The 19,687-nt window shown below is 64.5% G+C and carries 19 protein-coding genes; 11 read left to right on the top strand and 8 right to left on the bottom strand.

Features of this window, described 5'->3' with window-relative positions:
* The first annotated feature begins 149 nt into the window (after positions 1-149).
* The gene (locus CV102_RS12385) at positions 150-1,430 is read left to right on the top strand and encodes a hypothetical protein (RefSeq protein ID WP_148858314.1); all 1,281 of its coding nucleotides are present in this window, start codon (positions 150-152) and stop codon (positions 1,428-1,430) included.
* A 9-nt stretch (positions 1,431-1,439) separates the two neighbouring features.
* On the opposite strand, the gene CV102_RS12380 is transcribed toward CV102_RS12385, so the two are convergent.
* The 6 genes from CV102_RS12380 to CV102_RS25975 form a co-directional block, all read right to left on the bottom strand.
* Positions 1,440-3,260, bottom strand: a complete 1,821-nt coding sequence (locus CV102_RS12380; protein WP_233710682.1) for an LVIVD repeat-containing protein — start codon at positions 3,258-3,260, stop codon at positions 1,440-1,442.
* 91 nt (positions 3,261-3,351) lie between these two features.
* Complete coding sequence (locus CV102_RS12375) at positions 3,352-4,557, bottom strand: right-handed parallel beta-helix repeat-containing protein (RefSeq protein ID WP_148858312.1); 1,206 nt, start codon at positions 4,555-4,557, stop codon at positions 3,352-3,354.
* A gap of 61 nt (positions 4,558-4,618) precedes the next feature.
* Positions 4,619-5,158: a class I SAM-dependent methyltransferase gene (locus CV102_RS12370; protein WP_148858311.1), complete on the bottom strand. Its 540-nt coding sequence runs from the start codon at positions 5,156-5,158 to the stop codon at positions 4,619-4,621.
* 155 nt (positions 5,159-5,313) lie between these two features.
* Positions 5,314-7,290, bottom strand: a complete 1,977-nt coding sequence (locus CV102_RS12365) for an MEDS domain-containing protein (RefSeq protein ID WP_148858310.1) — start codon at positions 7,288-7,290, stop codon at positions 5,314-5,316.
* A 756-nt stretch (positions 7,291-8,046) separates the two neighbouring features.
* Complete coding sequence (locus CV102_RS12360) at positions 8,047-8,481, bottom strand: response regulator (protein ID WP_148858309.1); 435 nt, start codon at positions 8,479-8,481, stop codon at positions 8,047-8,049.
* A 12-nt stretch (positions 8,482-8,493) separates the two neighbouring features.
* Positions 8,494-8,631, bottom strand: coding sequence for a hypothetical protein (locus CV102_RS25975; protein ID WP_187432951.1), 138 nt, complete (start codon positions 8,629-8,631; stop codon positions 8,494-8,496).
* 207 nt (positions 8,632-8,838) lie between these two features.
* Between CV102_RS25975 and hpt the strand changes: the two genes are divergently transcribed.
* A complete protein-coding gene (gene hpt, locus CV102_RS12355; protein ID WP_148858308.1) occupies positions 8,839-9,441 on the top strand; it encodes a hypoxanthine/guanine phosphoribosyltransferase in 603 nt (200 codons plus the stop codon).
* A gap of 78 nt (positions 9,442-9,519) precedes the next feature.
* The gene (locus tag CV102_RS12350; protein ID WP_148858307.1) at positions 9,520-10,899 is read left to right on the top strand and encodes a uracil-xanthine permease family protein; all 1,380 of its coding nucleotides are present in this window, start codon (positions 9,520-9,522) and stop codon (positions 10,897-10,899) included.
* 149 nt (positions 10,900-11,048) lie between these two features.
* Here the strand turns inward: CV102_RS12350 and CV102_RS12345 are convergent, their stop codons facing one another.
* Entirely contained in the window at positions 11,049-11,429 is a 381-nt protein-coding gene (locus tag CV102_RS12345; protein WP_233710677.1) for a DUF5802 family protein, read from the bottom strand.
* A gap of 595 nt (positions 11,430-12,024) precedes the next feature.
* Between CV102_RS12345 and CV102_RS12340 the strand changes: the two genes are divergently transcribed.
* Positions 12,025-12,525, top strand: coding sequence for a phosphopantetheine adenylyltransferase (locus tag CV102_RS12340; protein WP_148858306.1), 501 nt, complete (start codon positions 12,025-12,027; stop codon positions 12,523-12,525).
* A 109-nt stretch (positions 12,526-12,634) separates the two neighbouring features.
* Positions 12,635-12,817 (top strand): DUF7501 family protein, encoded by a 183-nt coding sequence (locus CV102_RS12335; protein WP_148858305.1) that lies wholly within the window; start codon positions 12,635-12,637, stop codon positions 12,815-12,817.
* Positions 12,818-12,942: 125 nt separating this feature from the next.
* Here CV102_RS12335 and CV102_RS12330 read toward each other — a convergent pair whose 3' ends face one another.
* Positions 12,943-13,737, bottom strand: a complete 795-nt coding sequence (locus CV102_RS12330; RefSeq protein WP_148858304.1) for a helix-turn-helix transcriptional regulator — start codon at positions 13,735-13,737, stop codon at positions 12,943-12,945.
* A gap of 204 nt (positions 13,738-13,941) precedes the next feature.
* Between CV102_RS12330 and CV102_RS12325 the strand changes: the two genes are divergently transcribed.
* The 6 genes from CV102_RS12325 (at position 13,942) to CV102_RS12300 (ending at position 19,625) form a co-directional block, all read left to right on the top strand.
* The gene (locus CV102_RS12325) at positions 13,942-14,952 is read left to right on the top strand and encodes a DMT family transporter (RefSeq protein WP_148858303.1); all 1,011 of its coding nucleotides are present in this window, start codon (positions 13,942-13,944) and stop codon (positions 14,950-14,952) included.
* 132 nt (positions 14,953-15,084) lie between these two features.
* Positions 15,085-16,158 carry a Vms1/Ankzf1 family peptidyl-tRNA hydrolase gene (locus CV102_RS12320; protein WP_148858302.1) on the top strand — a complete coding sequence of 358 codons (1,074 nt, stop codon included), beginning with the start codon at positions 15,085-15,087 and terminating at the stop codon, positions 16,156-16,158.
* A 158-nt stretch (positions 16,159-16,316) separates the two neighbouring features.
* Entirely contained in the window at positions 16,317-16,958 is a 642-nt protein-coding gene (locus CV102_RS12315; RefSeq protein WP_148858301.1) for a hypothetical protein, read from the top strand.
* A gap of 103 nt (positions 16,959-17,061) precedes the next feature.
* Positions 17,062-17,589 (top strand): hypothetical protein, encoded by a 528-nt coding sequence (locus CV102_RS12310; RefSeq protein ID WP_148858300.1) that lies wholly within the window; start codon positions 17,062-17,064, stop codon positions 17,587-17,589.
* Positions 17,590-17,826: 237 nt separating this feature from the next.
* A complete protein-coding gene (locus CV102_RS12305) occupies positions 17,827-18,777 on the top strand; it encodes an ABC transporter ATP-binding protein (RefSeq protein ID WP_148858299.1) in 951 nt (316 codons plus the stop codon).
* Positions 18,774-19,625, top strand: a complete 852-nt coding sequence (locus CV102_RS12300; RefSeq protein ID WP_148858298.1) for an ABC transporter permease — start codon at positions 18,774-18,776, stop codon at positions 19,623-19,625. Before CV102_RS12305 ends, CV102_RS12300 begins: the two co-directional genes overlap by 4 nt.
* Positions 19,626-19,687: the final 62 nt, after the last annotated feature.

Raw genomic sequence — 19,687 nt, 5'->3', positions numbered from 1 at the left:
GAGCAAGCGGCCGTTGCGCTCTCCCCCCCCACCCCACCCTCGGTCGAATTCTGCAAGCCTCGAACTTTACCTCAAACTCGACATACGGTGCACTGACCCGCCGATATCGACCGCGTACGACGGACGACGAACGAACCTGTTGCCTGACGATGTCACGCACCCCAACTCGAGCGTTCCACGGCGAGCGATCGAACGCCGCGATCTCCTGGCTAGCGCTCGCAGTCGTGCTGTTCATCGGTGCGCGAGCGCTCCTCGACGGTCTCGTCCACGAAGTACTGTTCGCCGCGACCGTCGCGACGGTCGCGCTCGTCCCCGTGATCGCGCTCGGTTCGAAGCAGGCGGCCCTCCCCTGGGAAGTGACGGCGATCGCGATCCTCCCGCTGCTTGCGGCCGTGTTCGCTCCCGACCTCTGGAGCCGCCAGCTCGTCCTCTACGCCGGCGCCGCGGCGATCGCGCTCGCGCTCACGCTCGAGGTGCACGCGCTCACCGAGGTTCGGCTCGAGCGGTGGCTCGCCGTCAGCTTCGTCACGATGCTGACGGCAGCGATCGCGGCGACCTGGGCGATGCTCACCTGGGCACAGGACCTCGTCGCGGGAACCGGCATCCTCGCGAACAACACGCAGCTGATGTGGCTGCTGATCACCGCGACCGCGGCGGGGCTCTTCGCGGGGGTCTGCTTCGATCTCTACTACCGGCGCTTTCCCGGCGAAGAGCTCGTCTCGGCGCCCGTCGAGGGCGTCGACGAGGATGTGTTCGCGACGAAAGCCGACATCGACGGTCGCCCGCCACTCGAGGAGCGCCTGCCGTTTTCCGAACGCGCACAGGGCGGACTCGTCTGGGCGCTTCGGCTCGGGATGGTCGCGATCCTCGTCTACGGCGTCACGACGCTCGACACCGGGGCGATCTCCAACGCGACCGCAATGCTCGCGGTGACGTTCGTACCCACCGTGCTCCGTCGGCGGTACGATATCCCGTTCGATTCGGGACTCGTGCTCTGGATCACGCTGGTCGTCTTCCTCCACGCGATCGGCTCGTTCTACATCTACGACCGCTCGTTCTGGTGGCACAACATCACCCACCCGCTCTCGGCGACGCTCGTCGGTGGCCTCGGTTACATCGCAATCCGAACTCTCGACGAGCACCGCGACGAGATCCATCTTCCGTCCGAACTGACGCCGGGATTCATCGTGGTCTTCGTCCTCGCGTTCGGCGTCTTCTGGGAGATCGGCGAGTTCGGGTTCGACGTCGTCGCGGGCGTCACCGGCCTCGAGATGCCCCTCGCCCAGCACGGACTCGACGACACGATGACGGATATCGTGTTCAACACGATCGGCGCGATCGTCGTCGCCCGCTGGGGGCTTCCCTACCTCACCGACGTCACCGACGCCGTGACGGATCGGCTCGAGGGGTGGTGGATCCTGGGCGAGTGATCGGGGCCGTCACTGGGAGTCCGAACCGTCCTCCGGGGCCGATCCCCAGTCGGTCTCTCCGTACGGCGGGCAGGGCTCGTACCCGGGTTCCGCGGCGCCCGGATTCCCCGAGATGCAGGTCCCGTCGTCCGGAAGCTGGTCGGCGTGGGGACCGTCGTACTCGAGGACGTAGAGCCCGCTGTGGACGTCGGCGTAGACGACGGAGCCGTCGTGGATCACGGGGAAGCTGAACGCGAACAGGTGGTTCGGTCCGGGCGCGGGTCGTCGCAGGGCGAGGTCGTCGTCGACGTCCGCCGGGCCGAGGTTCGGGGGAAGGTCGTCTTCGTCGAGGTCGGTTTCGTTCCGGTACTCCGTCTCGCCGTAGATGCCGTAGGATGCCCAGCGAACCTCCTCGACCGGGTCGTTGAAGAAGTAGCCAGCCTCGACCGGGGAGAACGGGTTCGAGATGTCGATCGCCCGGAGGCCGGCGCCGTAGTACGTGACGAACGCGACGTCCGGGAACACCGTCGCGTAGTGGGGGCTGAACCACGCCGGGAGCGCGACTTCGTCCCCGTTCTCGTCCTCGTCCGGTTCCCACCCCTCAGGCCCGCAGTGCTCGAGTCGCTGCTCCGGGAGCCCGAAGACGCCGGCGATTTCGGGGTGGCGATCACCTCGCATCGGCTCGCCCCGGCCGGCCGGCCCGTGGGCGTACTCGTCCTCGCCGACGTAGACCAGCCTGGTGAACGCGCCGGGGCAGTTGGCCGTGAGGATTTCTTCGTCGTCCTCGTCCCAGCGCGGACCCGCGGACTCCGACAGCGACAGGAGGTACGGCCGGTCGGGAACCTTGAGCGGCGTGTGGTGCCACTCGCCGTGGAAGGGCGGATCCGTCTCGAGCCGATCGTCGACGTCCGGATTGAGGAGGGTCAACCGGTGGTCGTCGCCGGGGGTCGACTCGGGCGGCGCGGGGTTGTACTCGTCGGCGTCGTCGCGGAGGTCCGAGAGCAGGTTCGTGCTGTCGAGCAGGAAGAGGCCGGCGTCGAACTGCGAGACGTACAGTCGCCGGCCGTCGGTCGACAACATCGCCTCGTGCGTGTGCTCGTCGATCCCGGTCTGGGTCTCGAGCGCCCACTCGGCGACGACTTCGGGGTCGCAGTCGTCTTCGTCGGGACAGCCGGTCAGATCGAGGACCATAATGTTCGGCACGTCGGTGAACGACTGGACGGCGAGCAGTCGCTCCGGTTCCTCGGGATCCCGCCAGAGCGAGACCGCGTGGACGTCGAGCCCGCCGTAATCGTACCGCGTCACGAGTTCCGGCTCTCGAGGCGTCGAGACGTCGTAGACGCTCAACCCGCGCTCGGGGTCGTCCTCGGGGGGAGTGAACTCGAGGTCGCCGAGCGGATCGCGGTGGTCGATCACCAGTACGTCGCCGCTCGCTTCGATACCCTCGATGCCGTTGCCGACGCCCGGAACGGCGTCGGGAACCGGACCGACGACCTCGGGATCGCTCGGATTGCCGATATCGACGATCAGTGGCGGCTGGTAGCCGACGAACGAGCCGACGTAGACGCAGTCGCCGGCGACGGTGATATCGCCGTTCGATCCCCTGGGAACGTCGAAGAACTCGTCGCCGACGTACTGGTGCTCGTCGAGCAGGGGCACGTGGCCGACGAGTTCGAAGCCGTCACCGGTTCCGCCCGGCGGAATCTCGTCGACCGGCGGCGTCGGCGTCGCACCGGGCGTCTCCGCTTCCTCCTGCTCGGACTGGTCTTCTGCAGCGGTCGTCTCCCTGATACCCCCGAGTGCGCCCGCCGCACCGACCGCCCGGAGCAGGGTTCGCCGCGTCGGTTCCATCTCGCTCACCCGGTTCTCGTCGTACCTCGAGCAGCGACTTCGTGCTTCGGGGTGGTTCGCTGGTCCGAATCGCCCGGCGGGTGCGACCGCGTTACGTCTCCCAGGACGTCTCCTTGTCCGCGGCCCGGGGCGGCGCCTCCGGGTCGGGCATCGTCGGTCGATCGTCCGGCGTCGGCTGGTCGCGCCAGTCGCCGGCCTCGAAATCGCCGTCCTCGGCCCGTTGCTCCTGTTCCTCGTACACCGCGGTGACTCGCTCGGATCCGTCGCTCACGGCCGCCTCGGACTCGATGTCCTCGGGGAGACTCGAGCGGAACTCGTTGTCCGCGAATCGGTTGTCGTCTCCCGCGGGGTCGCCGAGCGCCAGGTCGGCGACTCCGGAGTCGCCGACGTCGTTCTCTCGCACCTCGTTTCCCGACGGTTCGGCCACGTTCGGTTCGGCGGCGATGCCGAAATTCTCGTGGTCGCGCACCTCGTTGTCTTCGACGAGGTTGTCCAGGCCGCCCCAGAGGAGGATCCCCGTCCCGAACGCCGGGTAGGTGAGTTCCTTCGCCGGCGCGTCGGTGTTGTGGTTCTCGTAGACTTCGTTGTTCACGATGTGGTTCTCCTCCTGGGGCGGGTCCGCCTCGTCCAGCGTGTTCGGAACGATTCCGGCCCTGTTGTACCGCCAGGTCGAGTCCCGGATCGTCAGGTCGCCGCCCGCGCTCGTGCCGGAGTACCCCAGGTTGTTGTGCTCGGCCACGACGTTCTCGATCACGGCCTCGAAGGGGTGGTTCCGCCCGAGGTAGAAGCCGGCGCTGACGTGCCCCGACGCGTAGCTGTGCTCGAACCGGCCGTCGCGAGATCGGTAGCCATAGACGCCGTAGTCCCCGTTGTTGTACGCCGTGAGGAAGCTTCCCCGGAACCCCTCGACGTACCGCCAGTAGAAGGCGTTGACCCGGTAGTGTCGTGCGGTCATGTTCTCGAGTGCGACGCCGTCGGCTTCGACGACGATCCCGTGCTCCCGGTCGAACTCGCCGTCCAGGACGACCTCGTTACGGTCCGTTCCCCGGATCGTGAGTTCCGGCGTCTCGACCTCGATGGCCTCCTCGTACGTGCCCGGTTCGACGAGGACGAGGGTACCTGGATCGGCGTCGTCGACGGCCGCCTGGATCGTCGAGCGGTCCTCGGGAACGCGAATCGTCTCGTGGTCCGCTCGACGGGTCCGCGCCCCGGACGGGACGGCGACGCCGGCGAGCCCTGCGATGCCGACTGTCCGGAGGAGCGTTCGCCGGGTTTGGTTGGTGTTCTCATACAGCATGGGTTCGTTCAACCGGCACACTACCTCGAGCAGCGGCTTTGCTTTTCGGGGAGTGGTTCGGTCAGCGGGGACGACGCGCCACGAGACGCACCGTACAGTCCTCCGGCGTCACCTCGAGTGGTTCCTCGTAGCGAACGATCCGCAGGTCGAGACACGCGCGGAGGAGTTCGTTCGGCTGGACGCGAAAGCGGTGTCCCTCGCCGGTCTCCAGTCGGTGTTCGTAGCAGAGCACGCCGCCCGGCGTGAGCGCGTCGACGAGGTCGGGGAGTCGCTCCCGCGTCCGGAAGTAGGTGACAACGATGACGTCGTACGTCTGCTCCCCGAGATCCATCGCGTCCACGTCCGTTCGAACGAAGTCGACGTCGACGCCAGCGTCGTCGGCGCGTCGGCGAGCGTGCTCGAGCGCCTCGTCGGAGATGTCGGTCGCCGTGACGTCGAAGCCGTGCTCCGCGAGGAAGATCGCGTTCCGGCCGCCGCCACACGCCACGTCGAGGGCGGTCCCTCGCGGGAGGTCGTCGACGTGCTCGTGAACAATCTCAGCGGGCGTCTCCCGCGGCTCGTCCCCCCGGTAGCGGCGGTTCCAGCGGTCGCGGTCGTCCATAGGGAATCGGTCGCATTCGGCCCCGATCAACGCTCCGCTTGCGGTGACGGCCGAGTTCGAGCGACCCGATCCCTGAATAGTTCTGTCCGACAGTATGACGATCGGTACGCTCTCGAGGCGCTACGGTAATCGCCGAGAGAAAACGTATCGAGACGTTATCGGGCACTGTCGGCCAGCGTCGGAAGCGTGAACGAGAACGTCGAGCCGCGACCGGGTTCGGACTCGACCCAGATCTCGCCGCCGTGGCGCTCGACGATCCGTTCACAGAGCGCGAGCCCGATCCCCGTTCCGTCGTACTCCTCGCGACTGTGGAGTCGATCGAAGACGTCGAAGATCCGCTCTTGCTCGCTGGGTTCGATCCCGATCCCCTCGTCGTGGACGGCGATCACCCACGAGTCGCCGTCTCGTTCGGCCGTCACGTCGATCTGTGGCGGCGATTCTCCCGAGTACTTGATCGCGTTACACAGGAGATTCTGGAACAGCTGTCGAAGCTGGTTACTGTCACCCTCGACGCGGGGAAGCGACTCCGCCGAGAGCGCCGCATCGGTTTCCTCGAGGTGGAACCGGAGGTCTTCACGGACGTCCTCGAGAACGGGATCGAGGTCGAGCGGTTCGAACGACTCACCACACCGCTCGATGCGAGAGTACGTGAGGAGTTGATCGATCATGTTGCGCATCCGATCGGCGCCGTCGACCGCGAAGTCGAGGAACTCCTCGCTCTCCGCTGAGAGTTCGTTGTCGGACCGCTGCTCGATCAGCCGGAGGTAGCTCGAGACCATCCGAAGTGGCTCCTGTAAGTCGTGGCTGGCGGCGTGTGCGAACTGCTCGAGGCGTTCGTTCGAGGTCTCGAGGCGATCGACCGTCCGTTCGAGTTCGCGCTCGCGCTGGTGTTGCTCGAGTTCGTACTTCACCCACTGTCCCATCGACCGGAGGAAGGCGTGTTCGTCCTCGGAGAACCCGTCGTTGCGCGGTTCGGAGGAGACGAAAAAGAACGTTCGGTCGGTGCCGCCGTCGACCCCGATGTACGTTCCGAGATACGCTCGAATGCCGAACTCCCGGTAGACGAAGATGTCGTCGTACCCTTCCCGTTCGGGATCCGAGACGCTCCCTGCGGCCCTGATCTCGGTCGCGGCGGTGCAGTACGTTTCCGACAGCGGCAGTTCGACGCCCGGTTCGAAGTGCTCGTGGTCGTCGCTGACGTACTCGACCTGGAACCAGTCGTCCTCGGTGTCGACGCGGGCCATCGCGCCGAGTTCGAGACCGAACCGCTCGGAGCCGAGATCGAGCAGCGCCTGGAGCTTCTCCTCGAACGACTTCTCGGGATCCGCCGTGATCTCGTTCTGTCTGCGGAGGTACCGTTCGCGCTCCTGTAGCTCGGCTCTCGCCTCGGTTCGGTCGAGCAGCGTTCCCAGCATCCGGTCGAGTTCGTGGTCCGACTGGCCCGGGCTGCAGAACGCCTCGGGCGGCGTGTAGTAGAAGTTGTGACAGACCGTGTTGTCGTAGATCAGGTGAGGGTGGACTCGAACGACGTCGCAGATGACGTCCGAGGGAAACTTCCGGCGATCGTACTGACAGAGCGCGATGGCGTCCTCGTCGTCGAAGAGGTCGTTCACTTCGCTCTCGTACTCCATGCACTCCTCGACCGTCACGTCGGCCTCGAGGATCCACGTCATCTCGGCGGCCAACCGAAACGCCTCGTACTCCGCGGTGGCGTCCTCGATGTAGTCGGCGTACAGCGACATCATCCTCTCGGCGTCGAACCCGCCGTCGCCGAGGTAGGTGTCCTGGATCGTCTCGAACGAGAGCGCTCCGGACTCGACGGCGGCGACGACGTCGACGCCCCCCGCTTCGAGCGCCGCCCGGACGCTGGCTTCCGAGTTCTCTCCGACGACGTACAGACACCGCTCGCCTCGTTCGAGCCCCTGGCGGATGAAGGGGACCGCGGCCGCGAACTGGTCGGCCGTGGACTCGTAGATCAGCGCGAAGTGATCGTTACACGAGTCACCGTTTAGTGACTCGACGGGTCCCTGGAAGTCGGCGCTCGTTTGCAGTGCCTCGATGGGGCTCTCGAGGCTCAGCGCCTCCTCGCTGGTAGTTTGAGTAGCTTCCCTGGTTTGGTTGCTCTCACTCATATGGGCTCGAGTATCAGTTAACCCAACTCAGTGATCTGGTGACATAAATGCCGCGGTCGAATGCCGATGACATTTCGTGATCGAACTGCGATATCTGTTCACGGCCGAACGAGTTCGTAGTCCGGAATTCGGACACACGCCTCGACTCACTCACGACACACGTCGCCCAATAGTAGATCGTAGCGCGATTTCGTTATTCAGCGTTGGTCGTGAAACTCGCGTTACGTACGAGGGAACGACGTATCACTTCCGAAAGCGGAGTACGCGGTCCGGCTCCCTTCCTGCGGTGGCGCGCGCTGTCGACCGGCCGAACGTAGCGAGGTGCGAGCCTGCGAGCACCTCGGAAAGCGAACGGTGACCGAAGGGAACCGTGAGCACCAGTGAGGACGGTCGACACCAGTGTGCGAGGGACGAACGAGCGCAGCGCGGCGCGTAGCGCCGCGGAGCGGCGAACGGCCAGCGGCCGTGAGCCCGTCAGCGAGTGAGTCGGCTGGGGAGGGCGTGGCTATCCCGTGTGTTCGTGCGAGCAGGAGCTGCTCCCGGAGCGAGTACCGCGAAAGCCCCTGGCCCTTTCAGCCCCACCTGGCAATGGGTGGGGAGGGTTGCAGGCTCGACGCCGGACGCTCCATGCGCTTCTCTACGCAACGATTCGACCGACGCAGATTCAGCACCAGGACTGAATAACGAAACCGTATTCCCAACTACTGCTAACTGTTTCCAACGACGTGAGTGGATATCGGGAGCTGTCGACGGTCGTCAGTTCGAAGACGGTGGTAGCGTCGCAGTAGATACCCAAAATTCGACGAACGCCTGGATGCGATCCGCGAACTGCTCGGGGTCGACGGGCTTGATCAGACACGCGTTGGCGTGCGTCTCGTAGGCGTCGATCAGATCGTCTTCGGCCCGCGAACTCGTCAGGATAATCACCGGGATCCGCCGCAGATCGGGGTCGGATTTGATCTCCTCGAGCACGGTGTGACCGCTGGTCCCCGGCAGGTTCAGATCCAGCAACACGAGGTCGGGACGCGGCGCGTCCGCGAACGCCTCGTGGCGAGAGAGCCAGTCGAGGGCGTCGTCCCCGGTCTGGACCACGTGTACCGTCCCTGGTAGCTCTCGAGTGTCGAACGCCCGTTCGATCAGGTGAATGTCGCCGTGGTTGTCTTCTACCAGCAGAATATCGATGTCGTTCATGTTCCCGTCGTGTCACCCTGCTCGGACGCCCGGCTCGACGTGCTCGTGGTCGCCGAGCGGTTCGACGGGCCCGCAAAACGCCTGACTCTGGCGGAGCGCCTCGAGGCCGAACACGTCCCCCCGGGTTCCGCTTTCGGCCTGTTTGCTCATTACTGGCACCTCGCGCGCGAAACGGTTAAGCGTGGTGTCGCAATGCGGTGTACTCGCCGTTGACACGGCCGGGAGGATGCCGTCGGCCGGCTGGTCGACGCCCGTGAGCAGCGTCAAGCGACCCCCTTTCGTGGCCCCCGTCGGCCAGTCACACGGACGATTTCTCGAGAACGAACCGCTTTTACTCGGATTGTGCGAACCCACGGTATGGAGCGACTCCTCGACTCTCTGGACGACGCACCGATCATCGACAAGGACGGCTACGAGTACCTCGTGCATCCGATCAGCAACGGCGTCCCGATGCTCGACCCCGCTCTGTTGCGAGAGGTCGTCGTCGAAGTCATGAAGACCGCCGACCTGGACGTCGACAAGATCGTCGCGCCGGAAGCGATGGGGATCCACCTCGCGACCGCCGTCTCGCTCCAGACCGACATCCCGCTGGTCGTGATCCGCAAACGTCCGTACGGTCTCGAGGGCGAGGTGTCGCTCCACCAGGAGACGGGCTACTCGGAGTCGGAGATGTACATCAACGATATCAGTGAGGGAGATCGCGTCGTCGTCATCGACGACATGCTCTCGACCGGCGGAACACTGGCGGCGATCTGCGAGTCCCTGGACGATATCGGTGCCGAAATCGCGGACATCGTCGTCGTCATGCGGAAGGTCGGCGACTCGGCGCTCGACGAGACGGCGTTCGAGGCGACGAGTCTCATCGACATCACCGTCGAGGACGGCGAGGTGACCGTTCACGAGACGCTGGAAACCGTCGACGACGACGTAGCCCCCAATTCTATGCACGAAAGTGAATAGATAGTGGGTATCCAGGTGCCGATTTGGGCGCCATTGCGAAATTTTTTGTAGGCCGGTTCGTAACGTGGCGGCCATACTATGTCGGCTAACACGGATGGGGAGATGGAACTCGAGTACGGTCTCGACGACAGGCCGCCGTGGCCGAAATCGATCCTGCTCGGGTTGCAACACGTCGCGGTGATGATCGTGCCGGCGACCGCGGTAGCGTACATCGTCGCCGACGGCATCGGTCTCGCTCCTGGGGATACAGCCTACATCGTCCAGATGATCCTGCTGTTCTCGGGACTGGCGACCGTCGTCCAGGCGTACACCGTTGGCCCCGTCGGCGCCCGGTTGCCCCTCGTCATGGGTACGAGTTTTACGTTCGTCGGCGCGATCACGACGATCGGCGCCGACTTTGGGCTGGCCGCGGTCTTCGGCGCAATCCTCGTTAGCGGCTTCGCGGTCGAGGGACTCATCGGCTGGCAGTTCGACCGCGTCAAACCCTTCTTCCCGCCGCTCGTCACCGGACTCGTCGTCGTCATCATCGGTCTCTACCTCATCCCGGTCGGGATGGAGTACTCCGCGGGTGGCGTCGGTGCGGAGGACTTCGGCGCGCTCCACAACATCGGACTGGCCGCGCTCGTTCTCGCCGTTGCAGTCGGACTCAACCTCTTTACGCGCGGTATCGCCCGCCTGCTGTCGATCCTCGCGGCGATCGTCGTCGGCTACGCAGCAGCCGTCGCGCTCGGACTCGTCGACTTCTCGCCCGTCGGCGAGGCGGCGTGGGTCGCCGTCCCCTCGCCGACCAGGTACGGCTTCGAGTTCGAACCGATCGCGATCGTTACTTTTGCCTTCCTCTTTCTGGTCTCCGCGATGGAGACCGTCGGCGACATGTCCGGCGTCACGGCCGCCGAGGGTCGCTCTCCCTCCGAGGAGGAGGTCCGCGGCGGACTCTTCACCGACGGAATCGTGAGCTCTCTCGGCTCGATCTTCGCCACGTTCCCCGTGACGACGTTCTCCCAGAACGTCGGCATCGTCAGCTTCACGGGCGTGATGAGCCGCCACGTCGTCGCCGTCAGCGGGGTCATTCTCGGGGTGCTCGGCCTGAGTCCGAAAGTCGGTGCCGTCGTCACGACGATCCCCAGCGCAGTCTTCGGCGGCGCCGTCCTGCTCATGGTCGGCATGGTCGCCGCCAGCGGCGTCCGTCTCATCATCCTCCACACCGAACTGGACCGCCGAAACATGGTTATCGTCGCCGTCTCGCTCGGTCTCGGCCTCGGCATCGCGACCACTCCCGAAGCGCTCGCGGGGCTGCCGTCGGCCGCCCGGACCTTCTTCGGCGAACCCGTCATCCTGACCGCGCTGTCGGCGCTGGTGCTCAACACGTTCGTTCCCGGCGAACAGAGCCCGCTGTTCGACGACGCTTCCGCCCAACCGGGACTCGAATCGCCGACGGTCGGTCCGAACGACGACTGATACGGTCCGTTGTAGCGTTTTACCGGTGATCGCTGCCCCGTCCAAGCGATCACCGATAACGAACGACAACGGACCGTATGAGGCCGCTCGCTATCGACAGCGGTCGTCGCACGAGTCGATTCATCCCTTCCTCGCTGTAGAACCAGAATCTACGTGTAATCGGGCTCGTTCACCGTGTAAGGCGTGAACCACTCGAGCAACTGGGTGGCCCGATCCGGTTTCGCGACCAGGACCGATCGCATCGCCGGCGGATCGTCGACTCGAGTCGCCTCGAGAACGCCGTCGGGAACCGCGAGCGTCCCCGACGGGACGTCGTCGGCCGCGAGAACGGGGAAGTGGCTCTCGTCGACCTTCACAAGAAGTGGTTGGTCCGCCCGTCCGATGCCGTCACCGACGTCGTACACCTGCTCGTTCGCTGCTTCGTGTTGCGTACACTCCATGACCGCGTGTTCGCCGTCGTACGCCGCGACGCAGAGTCGGCTGATGTAGTAGCCGTCCGAGAACTCCTCGAGCATGCTGTTTGATAGCATAGTACGTTTCGAACGCTAATAAGAACGTCGCGGAGCCGGTAACGTGGAACGCAAATCTATCTCCGGTTCCCAGTTCGAAATCGAGTGTAGATACTGGCTGTGCGGTCCAAAACTAGCCTATATATGTTGTTATTCGGAAAATAGATTGTATGGGAAAACACTCGTCAATATCTGGGCAAGTAATCTTTATGTGCTTCGGTAGCATACATCATGCTGTAACGGACGAAGCCACGAGGAGACACCGAACAACTCGGTTCGTTCGAACCGAGTGAGAGGTACAACTGAAGACCCGGTTATACGGGGACGAGGTGAACGCCTCGAAGGAGACCGAAACGGCCCGTAATCCATCCGCGACTGCGGATGGTGGGAAGGCTCAGTAACGGATCCCGCGCGAGCGAGATTCGCGAACGATGGCCGAAAGGGTCGTCGAAACGTACTCCTGTTCGGCTCCAAACCGTGGCGTTCGTCCGTTTTTTCGTTTTATACCGATCGGTAGCGAGACGCTCGCTCCGCGTCCGACGGCCAACGTCGGTCACGGCGGATCCCCTTCGTTAGACGACACGCCATTCTTGACTCTTGGTCCCGTCGAAACGGTATGCGCGTTGCAGTCGCCGGCACGTTCGGGCCGATCCACGACGGCCACCGACTGTTGCTAGACCACGCCCTCCGGTTCGGCGAGGAGCACGTGATCGTCGGACTGACGAGCGACGAACTCGCCGTCGAGACGCGCTCCGTTCCGCGGCCGATCCCATCCCACGAGGAACGAAAGCAGTCACTCGAGTCGGTCATCGACGCCATCGACGAGTGGGATCGCGACGTCACGATCAGCGAACTCGACGATCCGCAGGGGATCATCTCCGACGACCCCGCGATCGACGCACTGGTCACCTCGCCCGAAACCGTCGACGAACTCGAGGCGGTCAACGAAACCCGAAGAGAACGGGGATTCGATCCGCTGACCGGAATCGTCGCCCCCTACGTACTCGCCGAAGACGGCGACCGCATCTCCTCGACGCGGATCGTCCGTGGAGAGATCGACGAACACGGCGCAGTACTCGAGCAGGGAGACGATTCGTATCCAGCCGACACACCGTAACGCGATTTCGAGACGACTGCAATATATGAATGTAGTATAATGCCATACTAGGTATCTTGTATGTTTACCGGGTAGATTTATATTGTAGTTCGATGACCACTCGAGTACCATGTCCGTGAACACGACGACGACCTGGTCCGATCCCGGCACCTGTCCGTTCTGCGGCAGCGAACTGTCCGATCCCGGCGCCGGCTTCATCGATCACATCGACGAGAACGATGGTTGCGAAACTGATTTCGACAACTGGCGAACGAACCTCGCAGACGACCTCACCGGCGAGTGGAGCGGCTAGAACCAGAACGGCGACCGATCGTCCGACGGAAGTTCTTACCGAACGCGAACGGCAGCGGATCTCTCGTACTGGCGAATCTCTCTCTCTCTTTTTAACAGTCCGCACACTCCACGAGTGAGCGGGCGCTACGTTGAAAATGCGTCCGGCTCGAGGGGCTTCGCCGTCCGCCAGTAGTGGTCGTAAGTATCCTCGGCCCACGAACGCACGGCCCGATCGTCGGTATCGATCGAGGCCCGGAGGACGCCGTTCTCGTCGCGCAGGAGCAGGTAGACCACGTCGTCGACAATCATCGCCGCGATGGGAACGCCCTCGTCGCGGACCCTGATCTCGACGGTTTCAGTCTCGAGAAGCGTTCGGAGCCGCTGAGCCAGTTCCGGTTCGTCAGTGAGGGCGTCGATGGCGTTCCGCGAGAAGACGCCCCTGAACCGCTGGTCGCCCGTCGCCGTCCGCTCCTGGACGACCGCGAGCGTCTGCTCGTTGAACGCGTGTGAGAACGTCCGAACCTCGTTCCCGTCTCGCAGCAAGCCGAGCAGGCGCGAGAGCGGCGCGTTCGGTCGCGTCTGGGACGGGACGGTGATCGTCGCGTCGGCCAGGCGTCGCAGGTCGACGTCCATTGCGTGGGTCGGCAGGTAGTCGACGACCTCGCGGAGTCGCATCTCGGCCTCGAGAATCTCCTGGAGATCCGTAAATCCCGAGGCGACGATCCGACCCGTCGCCGTCGCCACGTACGCCTCCTCGTCGCGCCTGATCCACGACCGCTTCTCGAAGTCGCCGAGAATTCGGCCGAGCGTCGCCTGCGAGGCACCGGTTGCCTCGGCCAGTTCGTTGCGGCGGTGTCGCCGCTCGGCGAGGAGGCTGAGTACCTCCACGCGGTTCGCCGAGAGCGCGAGAAATTCGATCTCCTCGAGTGCCGATTCCATACCCCTGCTCTGGGCTCCCTGACTAAACCGCTTTCGTACCCTGAAATAATTTCACACCGCGAAACGGAGACACGGGGCAGCCATCTTTCTTGCTATGAAATAATTTCTGAACGAAACTATATGCCCGGCGTTCGTACGGAATACCAGGATGATGTTTCTGAAATTTTCACGCTCCGCGTTCGATCGAACGGAGGTGTACAGTCAGTGATCGATCGCCGAACGTTCGCGCTGTTCGTGCTCTCGAGTGTCTTCTTCGGCGGCACGTTCGTCGCCGCGAAGGCCGGTCTCGAGTACTTTCCGCCGCTGCTGTTCGTCGCGCTCCGGTTCGACATCGCCGCCGCCCTCATGCTGGTGTACGTGGCGATCCGGTTCTCCCGCGAGGAGTTGCTCCCGCGCACGGCTGGCGACGTCGTCGGCATTCTCGCGACCGGCGTCCTCGTGATCGGACTGGCGAACTCGCTGCTGTTCGTCGGCCAGCAGTACGCGACCAGCGCCGTCGGGGCGATCGTCTTCAGTCTCAACCCGATCCTGACGCCGGTCTTTGCAGCCGTGCTCCTCTCGAACGAGCGACTCTCCGCTCGCGGAACGGCCGGGATGGTACTCGGTCTGCTCGGCGTCGCGCTCGTGGTCAGTCCCGATCCAGCAATGTTGCTCGGTGGCGACGCGCTCGGTCGGGCCATCCTGTTCGCCGGCGCGGTGAGCGCTGCGCTCGGCGCGGTCCTCATCCGACGGGCCGACGCGACGCTCTCGAGTTCGGTCCGCATCGCGTGGGGGCTGCCGCTCGCGGCGGCGCTCAGTCACGGCCTGGCCCTGATCAACGGTGAATCCGTGGCGGCGATCACGTGGAGCACCGGCGCGATCCTGGCGCTCGGATACGTCAGCGTCTTCGCCGGCGTCCTCGCCTATCTCGCGTACTTCGCCCTCCTCGACGAGACCGGGGCGATCCAGGCGAACCTGATCTTCTACGTCGTGCCGGTCGTCTCGACGCTCGGGGGGTGGGCGCTTCTCGGCGAACAGATCGCGCCGCTGGCGGTCGTCGGCTTCCTGACGATCTTCGCTGGTTTTGCGGTCCTCGGCAGCGAGTCGATCGATATCCGCTCGCGACTCCCCGCTCTCCCACACCGGACCGAGAACGTCTGGCCGGACCGCGACGCCCACCGCGCCGAGGAGCGGTCGTCGGTGGCGGACGAACCGAAGTGGCAGCGTTCGGACTGAGCGCTGCTCGATCGGCACGCTCGAGCCACGGGGCTTGATACCGCCGGCAGTCTCCCTAATCGCGCGCTTCCTCTAGCCCGGGACGGTTGCCGGTCCGACGGTCACCCCGCCCCCGGATCGGTACTCGACTCCATGTCACTCTCAGACTACGAACTCCACGAGCAACTCGATCGGCTCTCCGGAACCGTCGCTGACCGGGACGTGCTCGTTACCCTCGTCGTTCCGCCCGACAACTCGATCGGCGAGGCGCGCCAGCCCGTCGAAACCGATTACGCCGAAGCGACGCAACTCGACGAGCAGTCGTTTCCACAGCCACTCGTCGACGCGCTCGAGGCCGTCCGGCGGATCTTAAACGAGTACGACGAGGTTCCGGAAAACGGGCTCGTCGTCTACGCGGGCGCTGCCGACGGAGACCTCCTCACGTCGGTCTTCGACGACTTGCCAGTCGAGATCGAGGAGTCGGTGTACGAGCACAGCAACGAGTTCCATCTCGAGCCCCTGGAGGCCATCACCGAGCCCTCCTCGACGCACGGACTGCTCGTCGTCGAGCGCGGCGGCGCGGCGCTGGGCCGACTCGACGACGAGGGCGTCGAAGCGATCGACTCGTTCGACAGCGACGTCCCGGGGAAATCCAGCGCCGGCGGTCAGTCGGCCGAGCGGTTCGAACGCGACCGCGAGCGCCAGAAGCGCGAGTTCTTCGACGAGGTCGCCGAGCGGGCCGCGTACACCTTCCTCGAGGACGACGAGGTCGACGGCCTGTTACTCGGCGGCACGACGGGAACGATCGAGCGGTTCCGCGAGGAGGCCGACCTCGACCACCGCCTCGAGAACGAGATCGTCGGCGAGTTCGCCGTCGAGTACGCCAGCGAGCAGGGACTCGACCAACTCGCCGAGAAGGGCCAGGAAGCCATCGACGAGCGCGACCGGCACGAGGCCCGCGACGCACTCGGGACCTTTCTCGACGAGGTTGGGTCGGACGAAATCGCGTACGGATACGACGAGATCGATCGGGCGCTCGAGTACGACGCGGTCGAGACGCTGTTGCTCTCGACGACGCTCGACGCGCCACAGCTCCAGTCGCTGGGCGAACGGACGGAAGAACAGGGCGGCGACACGGTGGTCGTTCCCGACGATTTCCCGGACGGAAACCGGTTCGCGGACGCGTTCGACGGGCTCGGAGCCGTTCTCCGGTTCCCGATCGACTGATCGAAAACAGTCGGGAAGCCTCCGGGGAGCGTGGTCGACTCGAGAGCGCTCTCCGTTCTGCGTCGATCGAGACCGTGGACTGGCGGTCGAACCGGACCGACGGGGCTACCGCGAACAGAAATCCTCATAGGACCTGGGTCACAACCCGACGACAATCCATGAGTCTCGTCACTCCCGGTGGCATCGTTCCGAGTATCGTCCCGTTCGATCCCACGATCGGTATCACAGCCGTCGCAACCGTCATGCTGGCGCTGTTCGTCATCATGATGGTCTTCCCCGCCGTCGCGCCGCTCTTTTCCTCGACGTGGGGCGAACAACTGGATCCGAGCGCAAGCCGCGGCACCTCCCCCGAGGCTACCGACGCCGACGCTGACTCCGAAGCTACCGACGCCGGCGCTGACTCCGAAGCTACCGACGCCGGCGCTGATTCCGAGGCCCACGACATCGAGGCTGGTGCAGGCAGTACATCTTTCGACGAAGATGAAGCAAGTGGCAGTATGTCCGGGACGTTTACGAACGAGGAGATCGGCAAACTCGTCGAACGAGCCGACGGCAAGGTGATCGGAACCGTCGCGTCGGCCAGCGGCGAGACGGCCCACGTCGAACCGAAACCCGACGCCATCGACCAGATTCTGATTCGCCTCGACCGAAAGGAGACCGGCGGCTCCTTTACGCTCGAGGCCGACTCGGTTCGCGAGATCAGCGACACGCGAGTTCACCTCGAGCGCGATTTCGTCCGACCGACCGACGGCCCGACAACCGACGCCAACGCCGATGACGTCTCGGCCGCCACGGAGTGAGGACCGGCCGTCCCCCATAGCGGCGCTGAACGCAAGACGGGCGGACGCATAACCGGCTGTTGCAGGCACCACAAATTTTTCTCGACTGTCGATAGGTCGCCCCATGTGCGGGACGTTCACAGACGACGATATCGGGAAACTCGTCGAAACCGCCAGCGGCGAAACAGTTGGCGTCGTTGCCGCAGTCGACGGTACCGTCGCCCGCGTGAGTCCGGTTCCGACGACCGAGGACTCGGATCCGCTCACGCCGTCGATGGGGACCGAAACCGACGAGGTTCGGCCGATCGAGGCACCGCTCGCTCGCGAAGTCACCGACGACCGAGTCGTTCTGACGGAGGAAGCCCCCGTTCCGACCGAGACGGAGACACCCGATTCGAGCGGACGGACGACGGAAGCAACGACCGACGCTTCCGGGAAACTCGACGAGAAACCGACCGGGCCCGGCGCGACGGTCGATCCGGAGGCGCTGACCGAAGACGATCCCGAGGCCGAACTCAGCGTGGACGACGTCGACCGCCGGACCGACGCGGCGGTTTCAGTCGACGACGAACCGCGTCGAACGGACGCGGCGGTCGATTCGGACGATGATGCACGACGCAGCGACGCCGAACTCGAGTCCGACGAGTCCTGACTGTCGGTGAGCCATCGCGCGGAACCCGCGTTCGGCCGTGTCGACTCGTCCGCCGACGTTCTGGACGGTCTCCGGCACGAGTCCAACCGTTTGCAAAAACAGAATTCTTGCAAGAAGGTACAACGTGGGTGAGAATTTGTTCACAGTCGGCGTTCATAGTATCCATACTGTTATCTTTTCACTTACAAAGCAATCTAAAACTATTTCAGTCCACTGTCTGTTTCTTCGACCGTACGAATGGTTGCAATACAAACAGATTCGCTCACGCGGCGATTCGGCGACGTTACGGCCGTCGACGGGCTCGACCTCGAGGTGAAACGCGGTGAGGTGTACGGCTTTCTCGGCCCGAACGGGGCCGGAAAATCGACGACGATCAACATGCTTCTCGGATTTACGCCGGCGACGGCGGGCGCCGGGAACGTCCTGGGTCACGACATCGGGCGCGAATCGCTCGCTATCCGGCAGTCGACCGGCGTCCTTCCCGAAGACTTCGGGATGTACGACCGTTTGACCGCGCGAAAGCACGTCCAGTTCGCTATCGAGACGAAAGGAGCATCGGACGACCCCGACGCGTTGCTCCGGCGCGTCGGTCTCGAGGAGGCCATCGATCGCAAAGCCGGCGGCTTCTCGACCGGGATGAAACAGCGCGTCGCACTCGCGATGGCGCTCGTCGGCGACCCCGAACTGCTGATCCTCGACGAACCGTCGTCGGGTCTCGACCCGAACGGTGCCCGCGAGATGCGACAGATCATCCTGGAAGAGGTCGACCGCGGCGCGACGGTGTTCTTCTCGAGTCACATCATGGAACAGGTCGAGGCGATCTGTGACCGGGTCGGCATCATGCGCGGCGGACGGCTCGTCGCTGAAGATACGATCGACGCGCTGAAAGAACAGTTAGACGCCGAATCGCGGCTTCTCGTCACGGTCGACGCGGTGCCTGACGGACTGCTCTCGGAGCTTCGGACGATGGCGAGCGTCTCGGACGTTCACCGTTCGGGGAGCGACATCGTCGTCGTGTTGAACGACTCGAGCCGAAAGGCGGCCATTATCAACGCCGTCGAGGAAGCCGGTGCCGAGATAGCCGACATCACCTCGGAGGAGCCGTCGCTCGAGGAGCTGTTCGCGGCACTCACGACGTCGGACGACGGTCGACTCGAAGACGCCAACTCGGAGGCGATCGACGCATGAGTTGGATACACATCGCCAGGAAGGACTTCGCGGACGCGGGGCGGTCGCTGATGCTGTGGGCGTTGACGGTGCTGTTGATCCTGCTCGTCGCCGGTGTCTCGTCGATCCCCTCTCTCCTCGCGACCGATGGAGCGACACCAATGTTCGAAGACGCGCTCAGCTTCCTGTTCACGCCGATCGGCTTTCTGATCCCGATCATCGGACTGGTCGTCGGCTATCAGGCGATCGTCAGCGAGCGCGAGTCGGGGAGCATTCGGTTCCTGCTCGGCCTCCCGAACACCCGCCGCGACGTCGTTCTCGGGAAGGTCCTGGGGCGAACCGGCGTCGTCGCCATTCCGACCGTGATCGGGTTCGCCGTCGGCGCGGTCGTCATCGTCGCACTGTACGACGGGTTCGCGGTCGTCGACTATCTCGGACTCTTGGTCTTTTCGCTGCTCATGGGACTCGTCTACGTCGCGATCGCAGTCGGTATCTCGGCGAGCGTCAGTTCCCGCGCGAAGGCGCTCGCGGGCGTCCTCGGGTTCTTCGTGCTCTTCGACTTCCTCTGGGAGTTCGTGACGATGGGGATCTACTGGGCGGTCGAAGGCAGCCTCCCCGGGTTCGACGGGCTTCCCGCCTGGTACCTGTTCGTGTTGCGGCTGAGTCCGGGCCAGTCGCTCAGCGCAATCGCGCTGACCCTCGTCGACTTCGCGGGCGCGGGAGACTTCGACATGACCGCCGCCGGGCGCGTCGCCGGCGAGGTGCCGTTCTACCTCGAAAACTGGTTCGCCTGGATCATCGTCGCGATGTGGATCCTCGTTCCGCTCGGGATCGGCTACGCTCGTTTCAAGAACGCGACACTGAGTTGATCTCGCTCTAACCCCTCTCCGCCGCGAACAGCACTCTCGAGCCGCCCAGACGGGGGTTTCGC

It is taken from the genome of Natronococcus pandeyae, assembly GCF_008122205.1.
In the GTDB taxonomy this organism is placed as follows: domain Archaea; phylum Halobacteriota; class Halobacteria; order Halobacteriales; family Natrialbaceae; genus Natronococcus; species Natronococcus pandeyae.
Note: the sequence above shows the minus strand (reverse complement) of the source record. Positions and strands in the feature narration are given on the sequence as shown.